Origin of the sequence: Actinotignum schaalii, from assembly GCF_028864145.1 — a bacterium.
GTDB lineage: Bacteria > Actinomycetota > Actinomycetes > Actinomycetales > Actinomycetaceae > Actinotignum > Actinotignum schaalii_B.
The window spans coordinates 52,315-75,598 of sequence record NZ_JARBHJ010000006.1 but is presented as its reverse complement, the minus strand read 5'-3'; the positions used below and the strand labels follow the sequence as shown (position 1 = coordinate 75,598).

Annotated in this window: 23 protein-coding genes and 2 tRNA genes; 3 read left to right on the top strand and 22 right to left on the bottom strand. The window is 61.9% G+C overall.

The features are described 5' to 3' along the window. Nucleotides 1-218: 218 nt before the first annotated feature. Nucleotides 219-587, top strand: a complete 369-nt coding sequence (locus tag PWJ82_RS02395; RefSeq protein ID WP_274735124.1) for a hypothetical protein — start codon at nucleotides 219-221, stop codon at nucleotides 585-587. Between the two features lie 226 nt (nucleotides 588-813). Here the strand turns inward: PWJ82_RS02395 and ettA are convergent, their stop codons facing one another. The 5 genes from ettA to PWJ82_RS02370 all read right to left on the bottom strand — a co-directional run bounded on the left by ettA (nucleotide 814) and on the right by PWJ82_RS02370 (nucleotide 6,829). Next, on the bottom strand, nucleotides 814-2,493 hold the full coding sequence (ettA, locus tag PWJ82_RS02390) for an energy-dependent translational throttle protein EttA (protein WP_016442389.1): 1,680 nt from the start codon (nucleotides 2,491-2,493) through the stop codon (nucleotides 814-816). Nucleotides 2,494-2,751: 258 nt separating this feature from the next. Further along, on the bottom strand, nucleotides 2,752-2,955 hold the full coding sequence (locus PWJ82_RS02385; protein ID WP_274735123.1) for a hypothetical protein: 204 nt from the start codon (nucleotides 2,953-2,955) through the stop codon (nucleotides 2,752-2,754). A 129-nt stretch (nucleotides 2,956-3,084) separates the two neighbouring features. Beyond that, nucleotides 3,085-3,717, bottom strand: coding sequence for a single-stranded DNA-binding protein (locus tag PWJ82_RS02380; protein WP_274735122.1), 633 nt, complete (start codon nucleotides 3,715-3,717; stop codon nucleotides 3,085-3,087). Between the two features lie 131 nt (nucleotides 3,718-3,848). Continuing rightward, on the bottom strand, nucleotides 3,849-5,264 hold the full coding sequence (locus tag PWJ82_RS02375; protein WP_274735121.1) for a GTP-binding protein: 1,416 nt from the start codon (nucleotides 5,262-5,264) through the stop codon (nucleotides 3,849-3,851). Nucleotides 5,265-5,284: 20 nt separating this feature from the next. Continuing rightward, nucleotides 5,285-6,829: a GTPase domain-containing protein gene (locus tag PWJ82_RS02370; RefSeq protein WP_274735119.1), complete on the bottom strand. Its 1,545-nt coding sequence runs from the start codon at nucleotides 6,827-6,829 to the stop codon at nucleotides 5,285-5,287. A 102-nt stretch (nucleotides 6,830-6,931) separates the two neighbouring features. Here PWJ82_RS02370 and PWJ82_RS02365 point away from each other — a divergent pair. Beyond that, nucleotides 6,932-7,004 (top strand) — tRNA-Arg (locus PWJ82_RS02365). A gap of 174 nt (nucleotides 7,005-7,178) precedes the next feature. Further along, nucleotides 7,179-7,853: an oligoribonuclease gene (orn, locus tag PWJ82_RS02360; RefSeq protein ID WP_274735118.1), complete on the top strand. Its 675-nt coding sequence runs from the start codon at nucleotides 7,179-7,181 to the stop codon at nucleotides 7,851-7,853. Here orn and PWJ82_RS02355 read toward each other — a convergent pair whose 3' ends face one another. The 17 genes from PWJ82_RS02355 to PWJ82_RS02275 all read right to left on the bottom strand — a co-directional run bounded on the left by PWJ82_RS02355 (nucleotide 7,854) and on the right by PWJ82_RS02275 (nucleotide 23,270). Next, on the bottom strand, nucleotides 7,854-9,122 hold the full coding sequence (locus PWJ82_RS02355) for a ferrochelatase (RefSeq protein ID WP_274735116.1): 1,269 nt from the start codon (nucleotides 9,120-9,122) through the stop codon (nucleotides 7,854-7,856). It lies immediately after the preceding gene. A 74-nt stretch (nucleotides 9,123-9,196) separates the two neighbouring features. Next, nucleotides 9,197-9,925: a hydrogen peroxide-dependent heme synthase gene (hemQ, locus tag PWJ82_RS02350; protein ID WP_274735115.1), complete on the bottom strand. Its 729-nt coding sequence runs from the start codon at nucleotides 9,923-9,925 to the stop codon at nucleotides 9,197-9,199. Nucleotides 9,926-10,214: 289 nt separating this feature from the next. Beyond that, nucleotides 10,215-11,390 (bottom strand): hydroxymethylglutaryl-CoA synthase, encoded by a 1,176-nt coding sequence (locus PWJ82_RS02345; protein ID WP_274735113.1) that lies wholly within the window; start codon nucleotides 11,388-11,390, stop codon nucleotides 10,215-10,217. Continuing rightward, the gene (locus PWJ82_RS02340; RefSeq protein WP_274735112.1) at nucleotides 11,391-12,494 is read right to left on the bottom strand and encodes a hydroxymethylglutaryl-CoA reductase; all 1,104 of its coding nucleotides are present in this window, start codon (nucleotides 12,492-12,494) and stop codon (nucleotides 11,391-11,393) included. A 5-nt stretch (nucleotides 12,495-12,499) separates the two neighbouring features. Continuing rightward, the gene (locus PWJ82_RS02335; RefSeq protein ID WP_274733498.1) at nucleotides 12,500-13,327 is read right to left on the bottom strand and encodes an amino acid ABC transporter ATP-binding protein; all 828 of its coding nucleotides are present in this window, start codon (nucleotides 13,325-13,327) and stop codon (nucleotides 12,500-12,502) included. Further along, nucleotides 13,324-14,088: an amino acid ABC transporter permease gene (locus tag PWJ82_RS02330; protein ID WP_274733497.1), complete on the bottom strand. Its 765-nt coding sequence runs from the start codon at nucleotides 14,086-14,088 to the stop codon at nucleotides 13,324-13,326. The genes PWJ82_RS02335 and PWJ82_RS02330 overlap by 4 nt, the downstream gene beginning before the upstream one ends. After that, entirely contained in the window at nucleotides 14,072-14,731 is a 660-nt protein-coding gene (locus PWJ82_RS02325) for an amino acid ABC transporter permease (protein WP_126135654.1), read from the bottom strand. Before PWJ82_RS02325 ends, PWJ82_RS02330 begins: the two co-directional genes overlap by 17 nt. Nucleotides 14,732-14,858: 127 nt before the next feature. Further along, a complete protein-coding gene (locus PWJ82_RS02320) occupies nucleotides 14,859-15,782 on the bottom strand; it encodes a transporter substrate-binding domain-containing protein (RefSeq protein WP_274733495.1) in 924 nt (307 codons plus the stop codon). Between the two features lie 914 nt (nucleotides 15,783-16,696). Beyond that, nucleotides 16,697-16,999: a HigA family addiction module antitoxin gene (locus PWJ82_RS02315; protein ID WP_274733493.1), complete on the bottom strand. Its 303-nt coding sequence runs from the start codon at nucleotides 16,997-16,999 to the stop codon at nucleotides 16,697-16,699. Further along, the gene (locus tag PWJ82_RS02310; protein ID WP_274733492.1) at nucleotides 16,971-17,249 is read right to left on the bottom strand and encodes a type II toxin-antitoxin system RelE/ParE family toxin; all 279 of its coding nucleotides are present in this window, start codon (nucleotides 17,247-17,249) and stop codon (nucleotides 16,971-16,973) included. The genes PWJ82_RS02315 and PWJ82_RS02310 overlap by 29 nt, the downstream gene beginning before the upstream one ends. Before the next feature lie 43 nt (nucleotides 17,250-17,292). Next, the gene (gene fni / locus PWJ82_RS02305; RefSeq protein ID WP_274735111.1) at nucleotides 17,293-18,453 is read right to left on the bottom strand and encodes a type 2 isopentenyl-diphosphate Delta-isomerase; all 1,161 of its coding nucleotides are present in this window, start codon (nucleotides 18,451-18,453) and stop codon (nucleotides 17,293-17,295) included. Then, entirely contained in the window at nucleotides 18,450-19,535 is a 1,086-nt protein-coding gene (locus PWJ82_RS02300; protein WP_274735109.1) for a phosphomevalonate kinase, read from the bottom strand. Before PWJ82_RS02300 ends, fni begins: the two co-directional genes overlap by 4 nt. Further along, nucleotides 19,532-20,506, bottom strand: coding sequence for a diphosphomevalonate decarboxylase (gene mvaD / locus PWJ82_RS02295; RefSeq protein WP_274735108.1), 975 nt, complete (start codon nucleotides 20,504-20,506; stop codon nucleotides 19,532-19,534). The genes PWJ82_RS02300 and mvaD overlap by 4 nt, the downstream gene beginning before the upstream one ends. Further along, nucleotides 20,503-21,483, bottom strand: coding sequence for a mevalonate kinase (mvk, locus tag PWJ82_RS02290; RefSeq protein WP_126135649.1), 981 nt, complete (start codon nucleotides 21,481-21,483; stop codon nucleotides 20,503-20,505). Before mvk ends, mvaD begins: the two co-directional genes overlap by 4 nt. Nucleotides 21,484-21,729: 246 nt before the next feature. Next, nucleotides 21,730-21,954: a hypothetical protein gene (locus PWJ82_RS02285; RefSeq protein WP_274735107.1), complete on the bottom strand. Its 225-nt coding sequence runs from the start codon at nucleotides 21,952-21,954 to the stop codon at nucleotides 21,730-21,732. A gap of 91 nt (nucleotides 21,955-22,045) precedes the next feature. Next, nucleotides 22,046-22,121, bottom strand: a tRNA-His gene (locus tag PWJ82_RS02280). A 225-nt stretch (nucleotides 22,122-22,346) separates the two neighbouring features. Beyond that, complete coding sequence (locus tag PWJ82_RS02275) at nucleotides 22,347-23,270, bottom strand: ATP-grasp domain-containing protein (protein ID WP_274735106.1); 924 nt, start codon at nucleotides 23,268-23,270, stop codon at nucleotides 22,347-22,349. Nucleotides 23,271-23,284: the final 14 nt, after the last annotated feature.

Here is a 23,284-nt window from a genome sequence, read left to right as displayed (position 1 = left end):
TTCGAGGATAGGTAAGAGTTGATTCGAAAGGTACCCGCGATGGTCGCCTTTGTGCATGCCGACACGAGGATCACCGCGGGATACAGATACACCACACTAACGGACGCAACCTTATCCGTTTCGATTACGAAGTTTTCCTCAATCAGGAAACCGGTTTACTAGCTGTCAATGAGTCCACGTTCTCGGTGATTCATGGCAGGGTTGGAAAAGAGCCCCTGGTGCGCTGGGATTATATTCGCTCACCACGCTCAAATATCCCCTGCGCACATGTCCAGGTACATTCCCACCGCGATGAATGGACGCACGCTTTACTCCTGGGTGGTAATCATTCTCGCCGCTCACGCCGGCGTACTAAGAATAATGCTCGCACTCCGCGTATTGCTGATGTTCATTTCCCGGTGGGTGGGCGCAGGTTCCGGCCCTGCCTGGAAGAAATCATCCTTTTTGTTATTGATGAATTCGGAGCAGCGTGCACGCCGCAAGCACGCAAAGCACTCCAGCATGGTATCCAGGAATGGGATGAGAACCAGCTGAGAGCCGCGGTACGCAATAACCCCACCATCGCACTCCAAGCCTTCGAAGCATGAACCACCCGCACTTAAATCGATACCTGACCATAACAGCGAATGAGGTAGCTGTTCGGCTATCACAATAACCGAACAGCTACCTCATATCCGTATATTTATCGCTGCTAACCGGCGGAACTAATCCGCGCGCTCCCGCCTGCATCCAGCAGGCTCCTACGCATTAGCGTGGCGCGGGACTCGCCTGCGTCGCACGCTATCTGCGAGCGGGCCGAATAGCAGCTAGATTTTAGCGCGTCAGCTTACGATGAGCACCGGCACCCGGGTTGAGTGCGGCTTCACCCAGGCGTTCCACCTTGTTCTTCTCGTAGCCTTCGAAGTTGCCTTCGAACCAGTACCACTTCGAGGGATCCTCATCGGTGCCTTCGTAGGCGAGGATGTGGGTGGCCACGCGGTCAAGGAACCAGCGGTCGTGGGTGATGACCACGGCGCAACCCGGGAACTGCAAAAGCGCGTTTTCCAGGGAGGACAGGGTTTCCACGTCCAGGTCGTTGGTCGGTTCGTCAAGGAGCAGCAGGTTGCCGCCCTGCTTGAGGGTGAGGGCGAGGTTGAGGCGGTTGCGTTCGCCACCGGAAAGCACCCCGGCCTTCTTCTGCTGATCCGGGCCCTTGAAGCCGAATGCGGAAACGTAGGCGCGCGAAGGCATTTCCACCTGGCCGACCTGGATGTAATCCAGACCGTCAGAAACAACTTCCCACAGGCTCTTCTCCGGGTCGATACCGGCGCGGTTCTGATCCACGTAGGAGATCTTCACCGTTTCCCCGATCTTCAGCTCCCCGCCATCGAGGGGCTCGAGGCCGACGATGGTCTTGAAGAGGGTGGTTTTACCCACGCCGTTCGGGCCGATAATACCCACGATGCCGTTACGCGGCAGCGAGAAGGACAGCCCATCGATAAGCACGCGATCCCCGAAGCCCTTCTTGAGGTTCTTCGCTTCGATAACCACATTGCCCAGCCGCGGCCCCGGCGGAATCTGGATTTCTTCGAAGTCGAGCTTGCGGGTACGTTCGGCTTCCGCTGCCATTTCTTCGTAGCGTTCCAGACGTGCCTTCGACTTGGCCTGGCGGCCCTTCGCCGAGGAGCGCACCCACTCAAGTTCATCTTTGAGGCGCTTGGCGAGCTTGGCGTCCTTCTTGCCCTGGATTTCCAGACGATCCTTCTTGGTTTCCAGGTAGGTCGAGTAGTTGCCCTCATAGGGGTAGAGGCGGCCGCGGTCCACTTCCGCAATCCACTGCGCCATATTGTCCAGGAAGTACCGGTCGTGGGTGATGGCGATAACCGCGCCCGCGTAGGATTTCAGGTGCTTTTCGAGCCACAGCACGGATTCGGCATCCAGGTGGTTCGTCGGTTCGTCAAGGAGAAGCAGGTCCGGGGCTTCCAGCAGCAGGCGGCACAGGGCCACGCGGCGGCGTTCCCCACCGGAAAGCACGGACACCGGGGTATCCCCCGGAGGGCAGCGAAGTGCGGCCATGGCCTGCTCCAGCTGGGAGTCCAGATCCCAGGCGTTGGCGGCATCAATTTCCGTTTGCAGCTTGCCCATTTCTTCCATGAGGGCATCGAAGTCCGCATCCGGATTCGCCATTTCTTCACCGATGGCGTTGAAACGGGTGATCTTCTCCAGAATGTCCTTACGGCCCAGCTGCACGTTTTCCAGGACAGTCTTGTCCTCTTCGAGGGGAGGTTCCTGGAGGAGGATACCCACCGTGTAGCCCGGGGAGAGGCGCGCTTCCCCGTTGGAGGGCTCATCCAGCCCGGCCATGATCTTCAAGATTGTTGATTTACCGGCACCGTTCGGACCGACCATGCCGATCTTGGCTCCGGGGAAAAACGCCATGGTGACGTCGTCAAGGATGGTCTTATCCCCCACACGCTTGGAAGCGTGGATCATCTGGTAAATGTATTCAGCCACTTATCCCGTCCTGATTCGCGATTCAGTGCCGCGCATCGCGCTAGGTGTTGCGCGAGCGGCCCAGACCAGTGTACCGAGCCGCCCGCGAAAAGTCCCCCCCCCGATGTGACTGGAACCGGGATGGAATGGGATTTTCTCGAGTAGATAAGTATGCCATCGCGGCACACTGTTGATATCTACGTGGTGGTAAAAGAATCGCTAACGAGTCTGGTAGCCGGATCAAGGCGGCCAAGACTCTTTCCCGCCTCGGAGGTGACACTAATCTTCCAACCCAAGATGACGCACCACCTCATCAAAAGGTATGAGCCGCTCTTTGCCGGACTCAACATCCGCCCAGATCTTCTCCGCCTCAATGAGGTCGAGGGCATCTTCGATGGCCTCGTGTGCCACTATTTCGGCGTTGTCACCCGCAAGCTCTTCGAGGCGATCAAGCATTTCTTCACCAATATTGATACTCATCATTACATCCCTCCCCTCAATAACTAGGCGCGGAAATAGTGAAGTGGTCCGGGGTTTGTTCCAAGGAATGAAACCCGGGCATGCTTGTAGTGTACCTATCAGAACAACGGGTGAGTAGAGGCATTTTCAGCATCACCATGCGCCACCTGACGGATCCGAGCGCAAAGCTTCATCCGCTGACATCACGTCAGGAGAGATTCCTCCAGGTGACATCACATCGGGTGACATCCCCGGAGGCGGCACACCTATTCCCGCTCGCCCGAGCGGTTCACCCGACGCTTCAGAAGAATCCGACTCCTCTGCGAGCCAGCGGCTATCCCCCGGCGTGCTTTCCCCGGCCGCTGTATCCGCGGAGCTCACCGTGCCAGCCGATCCGCCATTTGTTTCCGCAGCCGGATCGGGGCGAACTTTAACGAAGCTGGCCCGCCCGGTGGTGAGCTCGACTCCCACGGCATCGGCAAAGAGAGTGAGCCCGCGCATGGTGGAACCGTCCTTACCGGTCCATTCGCGCATATCGAGCCGCCCGCGCACCAGCAGCGGAGTGCCGGTTGTTACCGATGTTTGGATATTACGGCCGAGGGTACCGCGCGCCCGCACCGTGTACCAAATAGTATTGCCGTCCTCAAAGCGGTTCGTTTCCCGCGAGAAATAGCGCGGGGTCACTCCAAGATTGACCGTGGTGACATCCCCACTGGTGGCATTCTCGTAAACTTTCGGGTTGCCGCCGGCATATCCACGTACCGCGACGATGGTGTCATTAACCATGATGCTGTCCTTTCCACCGCCCCGGGCGGGCGGTGGACACCATCATGACCCGCTCACGCTCGCCCGGCTATCCGCATGAGCCTGCTTGTGGATAACCATGACATTTCAGCGGCCTGTGAATAGCTCACCAGCTACTCCCCGCGCACCACCTGGCGCACGCGCGCGTACTGGTCGAGCACCTCTCGCGCCGGAGCAACGCAATGCTTCTCCACCACCGCGCCCAGTTCCTTATTCACCGCGCGCTGGTAGGCTCGCGCCCGGGCAGCTGCGCTGCGGCGTCGTGCCCACCATCCCAGGGCGAAACCGCACAGCACCGCAACCACCGCACCAAGAGCCGCCGCCCACCACGGCGCCACCGCCGCGACGCCCGCGCCAATGCACGCCGCGGCAAGCAGTATCCCGGCGAGCACACCACCAAGCAGGGCCCCGCGCCCACCGGCCCGCACCGGAACGGCGCGCAAAGCCCCACCAATGGCGCGGCGCAGGGACGCTGCGTCGCTCACCTGCTCATCCACGCGGCGCGCCCACAGCTGGGGCAGGCCGCTGCTCGCGTGCGCGAGCCAGGCCTCCCGATGCGCGTCCACCACCGCGGCGGCGGGCTGCTCGGGCGGCGCCACCGCGCGGGCATGCCAGCCCACCCCGGCAATCGCCTCGGCCACCGCCGGCACCCCGGAAGCCACCGAGAGCCCGCGCGCGATCTCCTCAGCCTTCTCCGCCTCCAGATGCACCGGCGCGGCCTCGAGGCCCTCGCCCAGGCGCGCCCCGATCTCATCAAGGTACGCACCGGTGGTTTCCAGCGCGGCATTCGTGAGCCCAGCTGCCTTCTTCAGGGCGTCGCGCAGCGGCTCCAGCCCGCGCCGGTGCAGCGCCGAAACCGGGAAAATCGGGACAGAATCAGCGATGCCGTCCGCGCGCAGCAGCTTGCGGATATCCGCGGTGATGGCCTCCGTGCCGCCCTCCGGGAGGGTATCGATCTGGTTGAGGACCACGATCATGCGGTCGGCGCGTTCGCGCATCGCCGCGATATAGGAATCGTGAATGAGGTGATCGGCGTATTTTTGCGGGTCGAGCACCCACACCAGCACGTCCACGAGCGGCAAAATGCGGTTGACGAGCGCGGAATTACCCAGGCTTACCGAATCGTGATCGGGCAGGTCAAGGAGCACCAGGGAATCAAGCTCGCGCTTCGAGCTGCTCAGCAGCGAATTATGGGAAATGGTGCGCTCCGGTTTCACGCCGAGCGCCTCGAGCACGGGGCGGGCCGCCGCGGACCACACGCAAGCCGTGATATCCATGGTGGTGGGCCGCACGTCCCCCGCGTCCGCGAAATTGAGCTCGGTAAGCGCATTGAAGAGCGTGGACTTACCCGAACCGGTACCACCCGCGAGCGCCGCCACCGTCAGGCCGAGCCCCGCCTCCAGGCGCCCGGAGATTTCCCCCAGTTCCCGTTCGGCGCGCTGCAGCACATACGGATCGAACAGATCTTTTCCTTGAGCGACGACGCCGCGCAGCTGCTCCAAGCGCGCGGTCACGGTGGCTGTGTCCATGAGCTTCTTCCCTTCCTCCACTAGAACCTGTCTTTAAATTCGACGGCACGCAGCCGGAGCGTGCGCCCCGAACCGAGCTCCACATCGCCAAGCTGGTTACGAAATACTTCCGTGACCTCGGTGATTGCCCCGTCGAGGAGCCGGGCTAGTTCTTCGCGGGCCTCGCGCACAGCCCCGCCCCGGTAGAGCCCGTCGGCTAGGCTGCGTGCCCCGTTCACTCCCCCGGCCGCGGCCCCGAGTACCGCGGCCATCCCGGCGGTGCCGAACCAGCGATTGTGCGGTGCGGCCTGCGCGGTAGCCTTCAGGTAACTCATCCACGCGGAAAAGGCCCGAAAACGGATGGCGTCCAGATCGAGGGCGGCGCGAGCGCTTGCCGCGAGTTCGCGAGTGTCAATCACCCCACCCGCCCAGGAGCTAAGAATTGCGTCGCTGGCATCGCTGAGCTGCTGGGTGAGGGTGACATCCGCGGCGGTGCGGACCGCTTCAAACACGGTGGTCATGGCGGCGTCGCGGGCCCCGATACGTCCGCGCGCCCCCAGGCCGGGGCTGGCGGCCGGGTTAATACCGGCGAGCGGCCCCCCGCTGGAGGCTGCGGAAAGCCAGGCGGTGGTAGGCGCCCCGGCTCCAAAGCGTCCGCTGAGGGCAGCTTTGCGCAGGGCTTCGCGCGGGGCGGTGGCGGACTTTTCCACCGTGGCGCGCAGGTGTTCCACGGCTTCCGCCTGCATTTCCACCGCGGCGGCTATATGTTCCAGGCGTTCGCCCATATGCGGGAACATGGCGGCATCCGCCCGGGTGATGAGTGCCTGACCGAAGCCGGTTTCGGACATGGATTCGAGCCACTGGCGCAGCTCGGCCACGCTAGCGGGGGGAAGGAGCCCGGCGGTGGGGCCGTTATCGGCCACGATGAGGAGCGGGGAGTCCCCCAGCCCGGAGCTTTCCATCCGGCGCGCCAGGTCCGCGCGCACCGTGGGGGCAGCACTGGCCGGGACCCGGTTGAGTACCACCGCGGTGGTCACCCCGCGCCCGTGTGCATCGGTGAGCACCGACCAGGCGGTGGCATCCCCGTAGCGGGAGGCGGTGGTCACAAAAATCCACAGGTCGGCGCTATTGAGGAGGGTGCGGGCCAGGGCGCGGTTATCCGCGTCCACGGAATCAAGATCGGGGGCGTCTACCAGCACCAGCCCGGGGATTGCGCCGGCACTTTCACGTACCTCGGCCAGGGTGGTGAGTACGTGGCCTTCCAGGAGCGGAGCATCATCCGGGTGCACGGCGATCACCGGGGTGCGGGTGGTGGGGCGCAGCACCGAGGCAGCGGAGAGTTCTTCCCCGAAAAGCGAATTGAAGAGGGTGGATTTTCCGGCCCCCGAGGAGCCGCCAAGCACCACCACCGCAGGGGTGGCCTCGCGTTGCATTCGCGGGAGCACCCGGTTTTTCAGCTGGGTGATGAGCTGGGTGCGCTCCGCTTCTATATCGCGCGAGCCGGGCAGGGCAAGGGGAAATCGCGCTTTATCGAGCGCGTCGATAGTGCGAGCGATAAGACGAGGAACATCACGATATTGAGCCACCCCTCTATTGTTCACCATTTTGACGCGGGCGCGTAGTTTTAACCCCGCCGCCGATTCGGGTACATTAAGAGCGCCGCTTCTGCGCCAGGCGCAGCGTGCCAGGCCCCTGTAGCTCAGTGGATAGAGCACCGGACTTCTAATCCGTCGGTCGAAGGTTCGAATCCTTTCGGGGGCGCTTTTGTTTCGGGCTGTTCCGCGGCACCACCCGGCAGCACCGGGTGACCGGGTCGCCCGGCAGCACCGCCCGCGTGGCCACAGTCCCCGCTGCCAGCTGGCGGCGTCGTCGTGCTATCCCATCCCCACGCGGACCGCACCCGCCCGCTCGCGCGCGTGTGCTTAGAATGGAGGGGTGAGTTACCACGATCTAAACGATCCGATTGTCTGGATCGATTGCGAAATGACAGGCTTGGATCCCCGCGTCGATGAGCTGGTGGAAATTTCCGTTGTTGTGACGGACGGCAACCTCCACCCGGTGGACGCGGGCATCGATATTATTATTAAGCCCTCCGCTGCGGCGGTCGCGCAGATGAACGATTTTGTGCGCGATATGCATACGTCCTCCGGTCTCATTAATGAATGGGAGACCGGGGTGAGTGTGGCGCAGGCGCAGAGCCAGGTGCTTGCCTATCTCAAGGAGCGGGTGCCGGAAGGTAAGGCACCGCTGGGCGGTAATTCGGTGGGTACCGATAAGACCTTCCTCACCGCATACATGCCTGAGCTGGTCGATTACCTCCACTATCGCATTATTGATGTCTCCTCCATTAAGGAGCTGACGAAGCGCTGGTACCCCAAGGCGTATTTTGTGTCCCCGGAGAAGTTCGGGCACCACCGGGCCCTCGGTGATATTTACGATTCCATCGACGAGCTGCGCTATTACCGCGCGGTACTCTTCCCGGAAAGCGTGGACACCGAGGTTGCCCAGCAGGCCGCACGCCAGGTAGAAGGCGAAACGAAACGGCTGGCAGCCGGCGATACCGGCAATAGCTGCGCTACCGGTACCGCAGCCGCCGAGGCCACCGAATAATTACGCGTCCACGCCTTCCCCGATAAAGCCGCCAATGGCGCGCAGTTCGGGGAGGTGCGGATTCCGGCACGAATGCGCCGGGCACAGATCGAACCACGGGCCCATCTCAGTGAGGTGGGCCCGCTGCGCGCGCGGACGCCCCTCCAGGCGTTCCTCCACCAGATCCGCCAACCCGGCCACGAAAGCCGGATGCTCTTCCGGGGTGGAAACCCGCGCGAAAGCCAGGCCGCACTGCTGCGCCGTCGCCCGGGCCTCATTATCGAGGTCCCACAGCACTTCCATGTGATCGGATACAAAACCGATAGGAACGACGACGACAGCCCGCCGCCCGCGCCCCGGCAGCGTTTCGATAACATCATTAATATCGGGTTCCAACCACGGAATATGCGGCGGGCCGGAACGGGACTGGAAAACCATCTGCCAGCTCAGATGGGCCCCCACCTGCTCCTCCACCGCGCTACGGATGGCATCGCGCACCGCTTCGTGCTGGCGCAGGTAGAGCCCACCGCCCAGCTCGGGCGGGCCGGAAAGCTCATTGGCGCGGTTGGGAATGGAATGCGTAGTGAAGAGGACTTCAATCTCTTCCGCCGCGAAACCGCGCTCCCGCATCTGCGTATAGGCAGCCGCAAGGCCCTCAATAAAGGGCACCACGAAACCGGGATGATCGAAGAATTCCCGCAGTTTATCCACCCGCATATCCTCGGGGATTTGCGCGTATTCGAGCGCGTCCGCGAAATCCTCCCGGTATTGGCGGCAGGAGGAATATCCCGAATACGCCGAGGTAGGCACCGCCAGCAGCGTGCGGTGGCCATCTTCATAGGCATCGCGCACCACTTCCCAAATATAGGGCTCCCAATTGCGGTTACCCCAGTAGACGGGAATATTGTGGCCGCGCCGGGCAAGTTCGCTTTCCAGGCGGGCACGCAAGGCCGCGTTTTGCCCGTTAATGGGCGAACTGCCCCCGTTGAGCCGATAATGCACCGCCACTTCTTCGAGGCGATCATCGGGAATGCCCCGCCCTGCCGTGACATTGCGGAGGAAGGGCAGTACGTCTTCCTGACCGTTAGGCCCGCCAAAGGAAGCGAGCACAATGGCGTCATAGGCGGTGGGTTCACTCACCCAGTGCTCCCCGCGCGCGGCGGCGTGCTGCACTGCGGGGCTTCCCGCCAGAATATGCTCGCCCGGAGCGCGAGTGATGCGCGTGGCACGCGGAGCTTTCCGTTCGGCCACCAGGGCGGCGCTGGTCTGTTGACTGGCTTGGTAGTCCATGAATCTCCTGTGTAAGCGCTGCTTATCCGTGCACGTTCCGCGGTGGTAAACACCGCTCACGGAATAAGCACTGTTTAGGCTTCGTAGCGCAGAATCTTGGCGAGCTCGCTGGTTTCGCAGCGGCGCCCGAAGAAGAAGGGCGTTTCACGCTTCATCCAGCGCCGCGCCTGGGTGTAGCGCATGGCGCGCATGAGGTCCACAATCTGGGTGGGATCTTCAGCTTCAAAAGCGAGCATCCACTCGTAATTCGACATCCCGAAGCACGCGACGGTATTGGCGAGGATCCCCTCAAATTTCGAGGCGGCCATGCCGTGTTCACGCAGATGCACGGCGCGTTCCTTGCCGTCCATGAGGTACCACTCCGCGTGCCGCACGAAGGGATAGGTACACAGCCAGCTCAGCGGTTTATCACCCACCAGGAAGGCCGGGGCGTGCATGCGGTTGAATTCCGCGGCCACGTGCACACCGGGAACCTGCCAGGTCACATCGAGATTCTCAAAAAGCGGAGTGGTGCGCAGGTCCCGCATGAAATCCTGGAGCGGGGCAAGGTCTTTCCCGTGCACCCACACCATGAGATCGGCATGCTCGTGCAAATTGGACAGATCGTAGAAGCCACGCAGGGTGACTTCCGGGTGCGCGGCAATAACTTCATCAATGCGCGCCGTGGCATCGGAAAGATCCGCGGGGGCCGGGCTACCGGCCGGGCGATGAACAACTGTGTAAATCGTGTATTCGGTATCAGGATGGTGGTCGCCGCCGGAGACGCTCCAGTTCGGTTCCACATCTGCGGGTCGTTGAGTCATGTTCCCCATCGTACTGTCTCCTAAGTCTTTCGTCACTTGACACGCGCAGAAAAACTGTATCAGATTTCGGAGACTCCCGAGTTTCGCCCGGGGTGGTGCGGGTAGCTCACCTCCAGTATGGTCGAGTTTCACTACGGCATACGATTATTTTGCGGGGTGCCGTACATGTGGGTGTCGCCATCTTGGTACGACGACGCTGCCCCGCTCCACTCCCCACTGCCCAGCAGTGTTCACGTGGCGCGCGGCTCCGCCCTGATTTTGAGCGCCGGCTTCGCCCCGGCCTGGCGTATTACCCCTCGGCCCGCACCTCGTACTGGCGCACCCCGCAACTCACCCCGGCGAAGCGGAAAGGTGCGGTGGTCTGCTGCGGCGTCGAAAAATCGGCGGAATCCGTGCGCAGAGCACCGTGTAAAACCCGGTAGGTGGGGAAATCGATAGTTTCCCGCGCGGCGAGCAGCGCGGCGACCCCCGCGGCATCCGCCCCGGTTTCCCGCAGCCGCTCCCGGTAGCCGGCCACCGGGATACCGGCGAAGAATTCCGCCACCGCGCCCGAGCCGTAGGAGAAGAGCCCGATGGGGGTATCGGTCAGATCGGCCGGGTCGGTACCTAGGAGGGAAAGGATGCCAATATAGAGGGCGGCTGTGTAGGAGTTGCCGATCTGGCGCCCGTAGGTGAGGCCGGTTTCGATCACCTCATCTCCGCGCGGATCGTTCGTATGGGCCATGAGACGGGCGTGGGCTTTGCGAGCCATTTTCCCGAAGGGCTGATGGTGCACGAAACGAGCCAGCTGAGCTGCGGGGATGCCGCCTTGGGCGAGGTAGTCATCATAGGCCCCGGTGAGGGCATCCATATAGGCATCCATGGAGAGGTGGCCGTCTACCAGCGGGGTGCTGGAGTCATTCGGGCGCCAGAAATCGTTGATATCCGCGGTGTAAACACCGCTCACCGCGGGGATAGTCAGCAGGCGCGGCTGCGCGCTCACCAGGAAAGCCACCGCGCCGGCTCCCTGGGTGGGTTCCCCGGATCCACCCGCCGCGTACCGCGCGATATCCGCGGCGATGACCAGCACTTTTTCTTTCGGGTGGCGCGCCACAATACCGAGGGCGCTTTGTAGCGCCGCGGTCCCCCCGTAGCAGGCTTCCTTCATTTCCACGGTGCGCACATGGAGCGGCAACCCGAGGAGGGCATGCAGGAAAACCCCGGCGGATTTCGACTGATCCACGCCGGATTCGGTGGCGAAAATGACGGTGCGGATTCCCTCCGTGCCGGTGGCGGCCAGGAGGCGCGCCCCGGCCTGGGCCCCCAGGGTCACGGCATCCTCATCGAGGGCCGGGATGCTCATATGTTCTTGGCCGAGCCCCACGTGGTACTTACCCACGGGCACGTCCAGAGCCTCCGCCATATCCGCGAGCGGCAGGCAGTAATGCGAAGTAGCGCAGGCAAGTGCGTCAATACCGATATTCACTTAGTTCTCCTTAACGCGTGGCTGCTGCTGAGCCGCACGGGGCGCGGGTGCCCCGCCGCGTTCAAATTTACGGTGCGCGTGCATGAGCTCACCCGGATTCGTTTGCGCAGCCAGCAGGGATAGCTCCCCGCACAAAACGGTGGCGGCAATCATGGCCGCCAGGCGCCGGGAGTTCTCCCCGGCCGGCCGGCTCCGATCCGCCAGGTCCATACGTTCCATGACCGCTTCAATACCTGGCAGGTCCTTGCCGTTGCCCACCGTCCCCACGATGAGATTCGGGAGGGTACAGGATACATAGAGCCCGCCTGCGCGTTCTTCCACGTGGGTGAAGCCCTGGGATCCTTCCACGATATTGGCGGCATCCTGGCCGGTGGCCAGGTACACCGCCAGCAGCATATTGGCATAGTGGGCGTTGGCCGAACGCACCGCCCCGGCGAGCGTGGAGCCCACCCAGTTCTTGCGGTAATTCAGCTCGGCAATTCTGTGCGCGTCACTGCGCAGCCGCTTGGCGATCACCTCATCCGGAATGAACATATCCGCGATGGTGCGCCGCCCGCGCCCCAGAATCCCGTTGACGGCGGAGGGCTTTTTATCAATGCAGTAATTCCCGGAAATGGACCCGTAGGTCAGCTCCGGGCACACCGCTGATATTGCACCCATAAGAGCTTCAGCTGCCTGGGTGGCCATATTGTGACCCGAGGCATCCCCGGTGGAGAATTCGAAACGCACAAAAAGCAAATTCCCCACCACTTCCGGGTGGATATCCAGCAGGCGCGCGAAGCGCGACTGCCCGGCCACCACCCGTTCCCACTCGGAACGCCGCGCCGCGATGTCGGTGACCGCGCGGAGAGCCGCTGCGGCGTCGTCGGCAATAAAAAGCACCGAGCGGGACATGCGCTCATCGGCCACGCAGACGCGGATACCCCCCTCCACCATGCGCGAGACATCCGCGCCGCGGTTGCACGAAGGCCACAGCGGCGTTTCATACGTGGCGAGCGGGACTTCCACGGCGCCGCTCAGCACGGGGCCGGAGATGTGAATGGGGCCCACCCATTTGGTGGGGATGGGGGTCTGCGAGTCCGGGGTGATTCTCGAGTCAGTCACGCCGCTCAGTCTACCGGCTCAAAAACGAATGTCTTGAGGAAGGCGCGGGCGCGCGCCGAGGCAGGACTGGTGAAGAAGCGCTCGGGGCTATCGATTTCCACGATCTTCCCGGCATCCATAAAGACCACGCGGTCGGCAATGGCCCGCGCAAAACTCATTTCGTGGGTGACGAGCAGCATCGTCATCCCACCGCCGGCTAGCTCCAGCACCACATCCAACACTTCGCGCACCATCTCCGGATCCAGCGAGGCGGTGATTTCGTCCAGGAGCAGCACCTCCGGCTCCATCATGAGGGCACGCACAATCGCCACCCGCTGCTTCTGCCCGCCGGAAAGCTGGCTGGGGCGCGCATCGGCGCGGCTCGCCAAGCCGACGCGGTCGAGCAACGCGAGGGCGCGTGCGCGGGTGGGGCCGGTGGGTGCCTTGCGTACCACGCGCGGGGCGAGGAGCAGATTCTCGAGGACCGACAGGTGCGGGAAGAGCTCGTAGTTCTGGAAAACCATACCGATGCGGGCCCGCGCCGCGGTCCAGTCCGTGCCCGGTTCCGCGAGGTTCTGTTCACCGTAGGAGATGCTGCCGGATTGGATATCCTCCAGTCCGTTGATGGTGCGCAGCAGCGTGGATTTGCCGCATCCAGATGGGCCGACGACGACAACAACTTCGGAGGGCGCCACTTCCAGCGAAATACCTTGGAGGGCATGCACGCCATTTGGGTAGGTTTTGTCGACGTCGACCAAACGCAGCGTTTGTACATGCCAGGCCGCGCCACGCAAAGCGAGCGGGCTGGGTGCGAGGGCAGGGTCAAGGGGCTGTGAATATGCCGGGCTTGTCATAGTGCCAGTTTCCTTTCCAAGTGGCGCGAATAAGCGGAAATCGTGTAGCAAACCACGAAGTAGATGAGGAAGACCGCGCCGTAAATCCACAGTGCGGCATCCGGGTAGTCGAAGCGTTCCCGGTCGATAATCGACTGGGCAACTTTGAGGATTTCGATGACGCCGATGAGGGAGACGAGCGCCGTCGTTTTAATCATGCGGGTTGTGAGATTGACCGTGAGGGGGATGAGCTGGCGGATCGCCTGCGGGAGAATCACGTGGCGTTGCAGCTGGCGGGTGGAGAGCCCGAGCGCACGGGCGGATTCGTATTGGTGGGCGGGTACGGCGGCAATGGCGCCGCGCACCAGGTCCCCCATCTCCGCCGTCCCCCACAGGGTGAAAACGATAATCGCGGCGAGCTCGCCGGACATATCGAGGTGGAAGGTGCGGGTGGAATCGAAGTAGACGATGAAGAGGAGAACCACTTGCGGGATGATGCGTAGCACCTCCACGTAAGCGCGGGTGAGGAAACGGACCAGGCGCGAGCGCACGTCCATGACCAGGCCCAGGAGGGTGCCGAAAACGAGGGAGAGCGCCATTGCGATGAGGGCGATGCGCACTGAAACCCACAGCCCTTGGAAGAGGAGGGAGATATTTTCCGGGTCGAGGAGCGGGCGCCAGCCTTCCCCGCCGGTGGTGGAGGTGGTGGGCGTGAGGGCGTCGGGCGGCGTCGTTACATACGCGGATACGGAAGCGAAGGTGGCGTTAGCGAACGGCAGCATAGCGGCGCATCCTCCCTTCCAGCCAGCGTGCCCCGAGGGCCACGGGAAGCAAAATAATTGTGTAGCACACCGTCAGGAGCAGGAGGGATTCCTGCGTGGTGGATTGCAGGCCCATGTGTTCGCGGGCCAGGTACATGAGGTCCGGAACGGCGACGACGTACACCACCGACGTCTCTTTGACGAGGAAAATAATATTCGCGGTGAGCGCCGGCATCGCTACCGCAACCGCCTGCGGGAGCAGTATCCGGGTGAGAACCTGGCGGCGGGTAAGCCCGAGGGCAAGGGCAGATTCACGCTGGATACGCGGCACCGAGTCCAGGCCGGAACGGAAAGCTTCCGCCATATAGGAGCCACCCAGGAAGGTCAGCCCGATAATCGCACAGGTTTCCCCGGTGAGGGTAAGTCCAATTTTCGGGAGGCCGAAATAGAGAAAGAAAAGCTGGACAAGGAGCGGGGTATTGCGCGATAGCTCGATGTAGACAGCCACGAGCTGGCGTGCAATAGGAACCCGGAAATGCACGAGCGCGGCGCACACCCATCCGAGGAGGAGGGAGGCGGCCACGCCGATGGCGCCGATGCGGAGCGTGACAAGCATGGCCTGCATATACAGGGGCCACGCTTCGCTCAGTACTGATAGATCCATGAAATATCCTCGCTGGGGTTTGGCTGTGCTAGAAGTTCTCTCCGCGGCGCGGGCCGCCCGCTCGGTTCACGGCGGGCGGCCGGTTGAGGCCATTAGGACGGCCCGCGCCTGCGGGAGGAGGGAACTCTTAGCGAGCCCCGCCTTCGATCACGAGTTCATCGGGCGAGATCGCGGTGCCGTAGACCGGGGCGAGGGTCTGCTCGAAGTTCTTGTGGAAGAAATTCTCTTTGCCCAGCTCCACAAGGTTGTTATTGATCCAGTCGCGCAGCTGGGTATTCCCCTGCTGGACAGCCGCCGCGATGGTGGATTCTTCTCCGAAAGAGGAAATACCTGTCACGAAATCCTTGTTTTGTTCGGTGAAAGCAAGGGCCTCGGTGTTGTCTGTGATCCACACGTCCCCGCGCCCATCGGTGAGGGCATTCGTGGCTTCGGTGTACTGCTCGTACTTCGTCACCTTCCACTCCGGATGGTTGGCGGTAATCCACGCGTCCTGACTGGTGCCCTTGACGATAATAATATTTTTATTCGCGAGTTCCGTTTCCGAACGCACCGGGTTCTTCGCGCTGGAAACAGCACCGAAAGATACCTTCATGTACGGGTTGGCGAAGTCCACCTGCGCGGCACGTTCCGGAGTCACCGTGAAGTTCGCGAGGATAATATCAACCTTCCCGGATTTGAGGAATTCCACCCGCGAGGAGGCATCCACCGGGACCCATTCAACCTTGACACCCAGGTCTTTACCGATGCGTTCCCCGTAAACGATGTCGTAGCCTTCGTAGGTGTTTTTCCCAACGAGAGAGCCAAAAGGTGCCTTATCAGCAAAGGTGCCGATCTTGATGGTTCCGGCTTCTTTGATCTGTTCGGGGGTGCGGGCCCCCACGGTGGCGCTTTCTGCGCCGGCCCCGGAACCGGAGGCAGTACCGGCGGCGGAGTCACCCGAGCCGGATATATCCGGGCTAGAGCACCCGGTAAGGGCCATGGTGAGCGCCGCCAGGGCGGAAAGCCCGCCCAGGACGCGACGACGAATACGTGAGGTTTGTGCAGATGCCACGGTTCTTCCTTACTTGGTGTTGGGTTGACCGTGGATAATGCGGGATTTTGGGAACGAGACGCAAGGCCGTGCCACCGCGGACATCGCATTATCCACAATTGTGCTAATCCCCGGGAATCGAGCGCCGGGGTGCCGCTTGTCCGCGCTGGCTATCCGAAAATGCCCGGCCGTTAGGTATGAGGGCAGCTAATTTTCGGGTTCCGCTGGCGAACTAGCGACAGCAACACATGCAACACATGGGGCACATGCAGGTACGCACGCAGGCACCGCGCATCGCGGTGTGCATCTGAGTGGTCCTGTTCGCCATGGGAATTACGTTAGGCGCTCGCCGCCCAGAAATCCAGTTGAGGAAAGAACCACCTCTGTGGGACATATCATAAGCCGGTGTGGGAGTGGGGTTATTAGGGCAGGTCAGATACGGTGTCGGTGCGGCGTCGTTTTACAGGGACGCAACGCTGAGATGCGGCAACCTCACGTACCTCAGCAGTCACATGAGCCTCGGCGGGAGACGGTATGTTTTTCACAGCTGTACTTCGCATGTCGTACGAGCGCAGTACAGTTCCCGAGAACTACCACACGAAAAGAGCGAGTAATACCATCCGCTACGTCGCGTCAAAGAGAAGAGGATTTGACGGTCATCACATTACCTTTTGATCTGAATGGATTACGCGCAATGCGTATCCGCAGATCTCGGCCTTTACTACTTTTTACATCTTATACATCTTAGGAAGACGGATCGTTGGGTGCGGCATCGCTATCGCGTGCGCCCGGCAACAGCACTGCGTGAGCGCGCCCCCAAGAGTCGAAACTTTGCAATGACGGCAAATACGCTCACGAATCCACCCACTAGCCAACCAGGGCCTGCAGTTTTGGTTACACTAGGCGTGCAGATTCAACTCGCGCCTAACAGTAAATTAGGCAACAAGCGGATTAATACTCTCGACTTCAGATGCATCAAAAGAGAGAACGTCAAAATCGCGCTGCAAATTCACCCAAAATTGCGGGGTTGTCCCGAGAGCCTTCGATAACCTAAACGCCATAGGAACACTGATAGAACGCTTACCGGAAATAATCTCCCCAATGGCCGTTTGAGATGCCCCAATAGTCTTGGCGAGGCGGTAAGGAGTGATTCCCAGAGGTTCAAGAAATTCTTCTTTCAGAATCTCGCCCGGGGTCGAAAGATACTGGTTAGTGGTAGTCGCAGAAATAGACATCATAAGCCTCCTGTGTTTCATTATCCCAGCGGAACACAACCCGCCATTGATTATTCACGCGGATACTCCAATACCCGCGAAGATTACCCGAAAGTGCCTCAAGTCGGTTTCCCGGCGGCTGGCGAAGATCGTGCACACTTCTCGCAGCGTTCAACATCTGCAATCGCCGGGTAAGTTGTTTTTGCAAACCGGCCGGATAACGCCTCGGGTAGGGACCTCCTCGGAAGAAAGCGTACAGATCAGGATCGCGCACTCTCATTTCTCAATACTAACGTGGTGCGAGAGTATTAGCAATGCTATATATCTGTTGCATGACACAAACTCGTGTGCGCCGCACCACGCCGCGCGTACGACTCAAGATCGACGCCGCGCAGCCGGGCCCGTTCGGCCAGCTCCCCGGTAATGAACACCTGGCACTGCCGCGCCGCACTGACCGTCCGCACCCCGAGCAGCGCCAGCAGCGCGCGCACCTGATCGCGCCAGGAACGCAGCCCAGCCACCGCAGCGGCCTCCCCCTGGATAGCCAGCTCGAGGAATTGGCGAGCCACGCCAGCCGCCCGGGCACCCAAAATAAGCGCACGGACGACGTCGAAAGGAGTGCGCACCCCGCCCGAGGCCAGCAGGTCAAGCCCGCTTTCGGCCTCCGCTTCGAGGAGGCAGAGCGGGGCGGATTGGCCAAATCCATCCAGGTAGGAGTACTCGCGCGCTTCCCGCCGGGAGTTTTCAATACGGGCGAAGTCCGTGCCGCCCACTCCCCCGACGTCGACCACCTGCACACCTAGATCCGCGAGAACACGTTGCGTTTCCCGCGAGATCCCGAATCCCACTTCTTTGACGATCACCGGCACTCCGGCCTGCGCCACGATTTCTTCCACCGAGGCACGCCAGCCGGAAAATTCGCGTTCCCCTTCGGGCATAACAATTTCTTGCCCGGCATTGAGATGGAGCTGGAGTGCGTCCGCTTCCAGAAGTTCAACCACGCGCCGGGCATCCGCGCCGCTGCGCCCCACCCCAATATTTCCCATGACGAAACCGCGCGGATTTTCTTCCCGAATCACGGTAAAAGAAGAAGCCGTGCTCGGACCATCAAGGGCCACCGAGGCGGACCCACTTGCCATCGGCACGCCTACCTCCCGCGCCGCGATGGCCAACACTCGGTTAATCTTCCCGGTTGCCTCCGTGCCCCCGGTCATCCCGTTGATATAAAAGGGCACCGGCCAGCTAAACGTCCCGACCCGGGTAGACAGGTCCACCGCCGCCACATCACAAGCGGCCAAAGCGTGGTGAACAGGGTTCACACAGTCGAAATCATTGCGACGGATTTCCTGCGCACGCGCCAGGGCTACGTGCTCGTCTTTGCGCGCCGCCCGGGAAGTATCCTGCCGCGCACCAACCCCATCGCCCGCACCGCGCGAATCTCTAGCCCCAGCCGCGCCGGCAGCATTCGCCGGGCTCATCCTTCCACCACCGTAAGGTCGAGCGGTTCGACGCCACCTGCGCGCCAGCCCCGATATACCGCGTCTTTATCCACATCGCTTCCTACCAGGGCGATCCCGCAATCACCCCCGCCAGCTCCGGATGATTTGGCAGCTCCCCCCAGCCCGGCGGCGACGTCGCACAAATGAGTCAGGCTCTCGGTTTCGATAGTGATACCCGAGCTGGCGCCCAGCTGGCGCAGAAGCCGGCGCGCGGCGGTAACCTCGGCACCGATGCGGCCACCAGTGCGCAACTGGGTGGCCAGGCGCTCCACTACATCCTCGTATTCGTCTAGGAAACCGGGGAAGTAGGCGCCGCGAGAACGAGCCTGTACCCCGGAAACCAGATGCTCGGTGGAGGCAGGCAAGCCGGTCCACCCCACCAGGAGTTCTTCGTGGACGGGAGCGGGCAGCGATTCCACCGCCCAGCAATCCCACGCCGGGGCGTTCAACGTTTCGGTCACGCTGTGGCTGCGCGCGTATTCGCTCAGGCCCGCGCGGTCCGGGGAACGGTAGTAGACCCAACCGCGGTAGGTGGAGGCGGCAATATCCCCACCCGAGGCCCGCGGGGCCCGCTCCAAAACGGAAAGCAGCGCGATCTTATAGCGTTCCTCCAGGGTGAGTTTGAGATGGTAAAAACGGTTGAGCACATCCACGATTGCTACCGTTACCGCGGCCGAGGAACCCAGGCCGTATTTGCGGCCGTCCTCTTCGACCAAACCGGAGGTGATATCAAGGTTGTAGTGGCGGGCCTCGAGGCCGCGTTCACTGCGCAGCGCCTCAACAGTGCGGATCGCATTGGCAGCGTAATCGGAGCCAATATCATCAAAAACAGGGAGCGCGTTTTCGTGGCGCCAGTAGAGAGGTGCGAAACCGTTGCCGTGCGAACGTACCAGCCCGGAGCCTTCCGCCGGGGTAAGAACGACGTCGATAAAACGGTTCACCGCGATAAGAATCGCTGGCCGGCCGGCCTCCACCACGGCGTACTCCCCCGCGATATAAAGCTTGCCCGGCGCATTGGCATGGATGCGTACGGGAGCCTCCTGCATCTCTGTTTCGCTCACAACACCTCCCGGTGAGACTCCGGCTCCTCCACGAGGTAAGCACCGTTCCCCGCGTGAGCAATGCTTACTTTGCCGAGGGCTTCAGCGTGGCGTGCCACTTCGGCGGCGAGCTCCGGGCGGGTTAGGAGCACCACGTTCGGCCCGGCATCCGCGGTGGCATACACATCCAAACCCACCCCGCGCAGAGTGCGGGCCAGCTCAAATACTCGCCAGGACGCGGAAGTGAGGTAATGAATCGGCGGTTCGGAGCTCATAATGAGAGCGTGCATACGCAGCGCGGAGAGCTCGGTGAGCTCACCAATCCGCTGCATATCCCCCGCCTTGCAGGCATCCACCATCTGAGCGGCCATATCGCGAGTGGATTCCACCCAGCCGCAGTAATACGGCGAGGTAGCGCGGGTGGTAACCATCGCTTCCCGGGAGGTAATTTTCTTGTGAGCAGTGTTTAATACCACCGAGACCATGGCCAGCGGCGGAGCCGAGATTTCTTCGGCAAAAGATTCTTCATCCGTACCGGCGTGCCAGAGCGCCACCCCGCTAATAACCGAACGCGCGGCAGATCCCGAACCGCGCCGGGCCAGGCGAGAGAGCTGAGCGGTGTTCACATCCATTCCGTATTCGGTGGCAGCCGCGAGCGCCAGGGCCGCGAACCCGGAGGCCGAGGAGGCCATTCCGGCGCCCGTCGGTGCTTCATTATCGCTGATGACCAGCAGTTTTTCGCTACGCCCGGCCTGGTCGCGTATCACATCGAGAACCCGCTCGACTCGGGCAAGCGCTTTTTCACTCGCTTCCTGGCCGTTGAGAATGAGTCGATCACGGTGGGAAGTGGGGGCGAGGCGGGCTGTCGTCGTCGTCGGAAAAATATCGAGTGTAAGGGAAACGGAAGGTGCGGCAGGGAGCATGAGCTCGTCATCCGCTTTGCCCCAGTATTTGATGAGGGCGATATTCGGGTGGGCGCGCGCGGTGCTCATTTGCTGGCCTCCACCCAGGTAGACCAGGCGTTAGCTGCGCCGGCTGCACTCAGCGCCGCGGCGATGTCTTTCGCGTGAGCACTGTTCTCCGCCAGGGCGATAACGCACCCGCCGATCCCACCGCCGGTCATCTTCGCGCCGAGCGCGCCAGCACCGTGAGCAGCGTTTACAAGAGTATCGAGTTCCGCGGAGGAAACGCCCAGCTGCGCGAGGGTAGCATGGGCGCGCCACATATTCTCCCCCATGCTCGCCCAGTCCCCCGTTGCGAGCTGCATTTCCGCATCCGCCGCGTATCCGGCCAGGCGCGCCACCAGGGTCTCCACTTTCGCCGGGAACTGTTCGCGCAGCTCACGGACCGAGCCGACGGCTTGCCGTGTAGCTCCGGGAACCCCGGAATCACCGATAACCACGTGGAGGGGGCGCGCCACGATCAACGGAGTGACGTCTGGGCGCTGGAATTTAATAACGGTATCGGCGACGACGCCATGCGCATCCATCCCCGAGGGGCGCCCGTGGGCCACCCGTTCGGCCACCTGGATGAGGAGGAAACGCTCGGCTGGTGAGAGGCGCACCCCCGCGGCATCGGCAATGGCCGAAACAATCGCGGCAGCGACCGCCGCTGAGGAGCCGAGTCCGCGCTCATAAGGAATATCGGAATAAATGGTGACGTGGGCGGAGCTGCCCGGGGCCACGAAATCAAGCCCGGCGTCGATAGCCGCGACCACGGGGCTCAGGCGCTCCGGTGCGGAAGCGGCCGGGCCACGATAAAGTTCGGAACTAATCGTTGATTCGCCAGTGGTGATGGTGGCGTTGGCGATAACGGGAAGCACATGAACGGGAAGAGAAATTGCCGGGGCACCGTAGACCACGGCGTGTTCGCCGAATAGGATCGCCTTGCCGTGCGCGCGGCCGACCCCGATACGTACCTTGGGGATACGGGTTTGGGTATCGAACGCGAAGGATTGCGATTGGCTCAACTGTGCGGCTCCTTGTCACGGCCGCGAGCGGCCTACCTGTACTTGCCCTGCTGCGCGGGGCAGGGCTCCGCGCTGGTCATTCCCCTATCGTACCGAGAATTTGGTGACGTGACGGTGAGGATAGCGCGCGCCACGTTATGCCGAGCGCGTTGCCCCTGCCTCAAGCACGGCCCGCCGCGCACAATATTCACGCCGCGGGCGAAATGGTCCAACAAGCAAAAGAGGCGCAGACGAGATGCGTAACTATCATCTACCCCGTTGATCACCTGTTTTCCCTCCGCGCTCCTCGCTCCGCCCCAGCCAGGCAAAACACCCGATGCCGAGGAACCACAGCGGGAGGGTGTAGAGGATATATCGGGAGCCATCATCAAAGAAAAACAGCACAAAATCCGCGATGCTCGCGAGCGCGATAGCGAGGATTCCCACCCAGGTCAGCACACCGCCGCGGTCTTTCTTCTTACGCTTCGCCATCGAGGCTCCTCTCCCGGGTGGTTACCGCATCAATACAACTCAGGCTCGTTTCGCTTGCTTGCTACCAAACATTCAAAACGAGCCTGAACTCTGGGGTGGCCAACGGGGCTTGAACCCGCGACCTCCTGGACCACAACCAGGTGCTCTGCCAGCTGAGCTATGGCCACCATTCCGGCGAAAGAACGCCGATAAACAACTATAGCCGGTCACCGCCCGCAAAGACAATTCCACGGCGGTGATAGCGGCCACGTTGTAAACCAGCTCGGCGCACCGACCAGCTGCGCCGTCGTACTTAACCCGCGGTCATGCACGGGAGCGCAAGCTGCGCCGTCGCCGCGATAAAAGCACAAACGGCACCGCCCGCAAGCGCAACCACACCATCCGCAACCGAACTACCAGGCCGTACGCACTGCAATCGCGTCCGCGAAGCGGTTGAGGTGACTCTCATCCAGGGACAGATACAACGAGCCGTCGATAAGGGAAATCTCCATCACGTAAAACTCGTTGGGGTCCCCCGGCGCGGCCGGCACAATGTCCACGCGGTTGAAGAGCAGCAGGTGGTCGCGCCCGGTGTGTTCGCGGATGAGCCCGTGCAGCACATTGCGAACCCGCTCACCCCAGCGCCATTCCGATTCACGCGCCTCTGAAACAGACACGACTTCTTCTTGGATTTGATCCGCGCTGCGGAAACGCGGATGGAGCAGCGGCGCCTTTTCCACCCGATACGAGGCCAGGCCGTTGAGGAAGATCAGCGACACCTCACCGGTACGGTCGATATTTTCCAAATAGCGCTGCACCATGACGCTGCGGCCTTTGGCCAGCTCATGCTGCGCATGCAAAATAGCTTGGGAGCGCGAGGACGGATCGGTGGCGGTATAGCGCCCCGTGCCGCGCCCGCCCGAAGATACCGCGGGCTTGACCACGAAATCTCCGTGCGCCGGGAACCGGGTATGGACCTGGTGTTTCGTCAGGTTTTCCTCCGGTTCCAGCCAGGTGGTGGGAATGGTTGGCAAACCCGCCGCTTCCAATTCCCGCAGGTAATGCTTATCAGAATTCCACGCCATAATATCCGCGTGGTTGAGAATCCGCGGCACGGAGCGAGCCCAGGAAATAAAAGCCTGCGTATCACGCCCGTAATCACGAACTGAGCGGACAACGACAACTCCGGCGTTGTTCCAGTCGTAATCGGGATCGTTCCACGCTACAACGCGCGGTTCGATATGGCGCTCACGCAGGGCATCGGGCAGGCCGGCCTCGTCCACGTCGAGGTTCGGTAAGTCTTTGCTCGTAGCAAGAGTAACAATGGGATCAGACACACTCTAACTCTACC

Coding starts and splice junctions, on each gene's coding strand:
- PWJ82_RS02385 (WP_274735123.1), bottom strand. CDS start 2,955: ATGATGAGTATCAATATTGGTGAAGAAATGCTTGATCGCCTCGAAGAG.
- PWJ82_RS02380 (WP_274735122.1), bottom strand. CDS start 3,717: ATGGTTAATGACACCATCGTCGCGGTACGTGGATATGCCGGCGGCAAC.
- PWJ82_RS02375 (WP_274735121.1), bottom strand. CDS start 5,264: ATGGACACAGCCACCGTGACCGCGCGCTTGGAGCAGCTGCGCGGCGTC.
- PWJ82_RS02355 (WP_274735116.1), bottom strand. CDS start 9,122: ATGGACTACCAAGCCAGTCAACAGACCAGCGCCGCCCTGGTGGCCGAA.
- hemQ (WP_274735115.1), bottom strand. CDS start 9,925: ATGACTCAACGACCCGCAGATGTGGAACCGAACTGGAGCGTCTCCGGC.
- PWJ82_RS02335 (WP_274733498.1), bottom strand. CDS start 13,327: ATGACAAGCCCGGCATATTCACAGCCCCTTGACCCTGCCCTCGCACCC.
- PWJ82_RS02330 (WP_274733497.1), bottom strand. CDS start 14,088: ATGCTGCCGTTCGCTAACGCCACCTTCGCTTCCGTATCCGCGTATGTA.
- PWJ82_RS02325 (WP_126135654.1), bottom strand. CDS start 14,731: ATGGATCTATCAGTACTGAGCGAAGCGTGGCCCCTGTATATGCAGGCC.
- PWJ82_RS02315 (WP_274733493.1), bottom strand. CDS start 16,999: ATGATGTCTATTTCTGCGACTACCACTAACCAGTATCTTTCGACCCCG.
- fni (WP_274735111.1), bottom strand. CDS start 18,453: ATGAGCCCGGCGAATGCTGCCGGCGCGGCTGGGGCTAGAGATTCGCGC.
- mvaD (WP_274735108.1), bottom strand. CDS start 20,506: ATGAGCACCGCGCGCGCCCACCCGAATATCGCCCTCATCAAATACTGG.
- PWJ82_RS02285 (WP_274735107.1), bottom strand. CDS start 21,954: ATGGCGAAGCGTAAGAAGAAAGACCGCGGCGGTGTGCTGACCTGGGTG.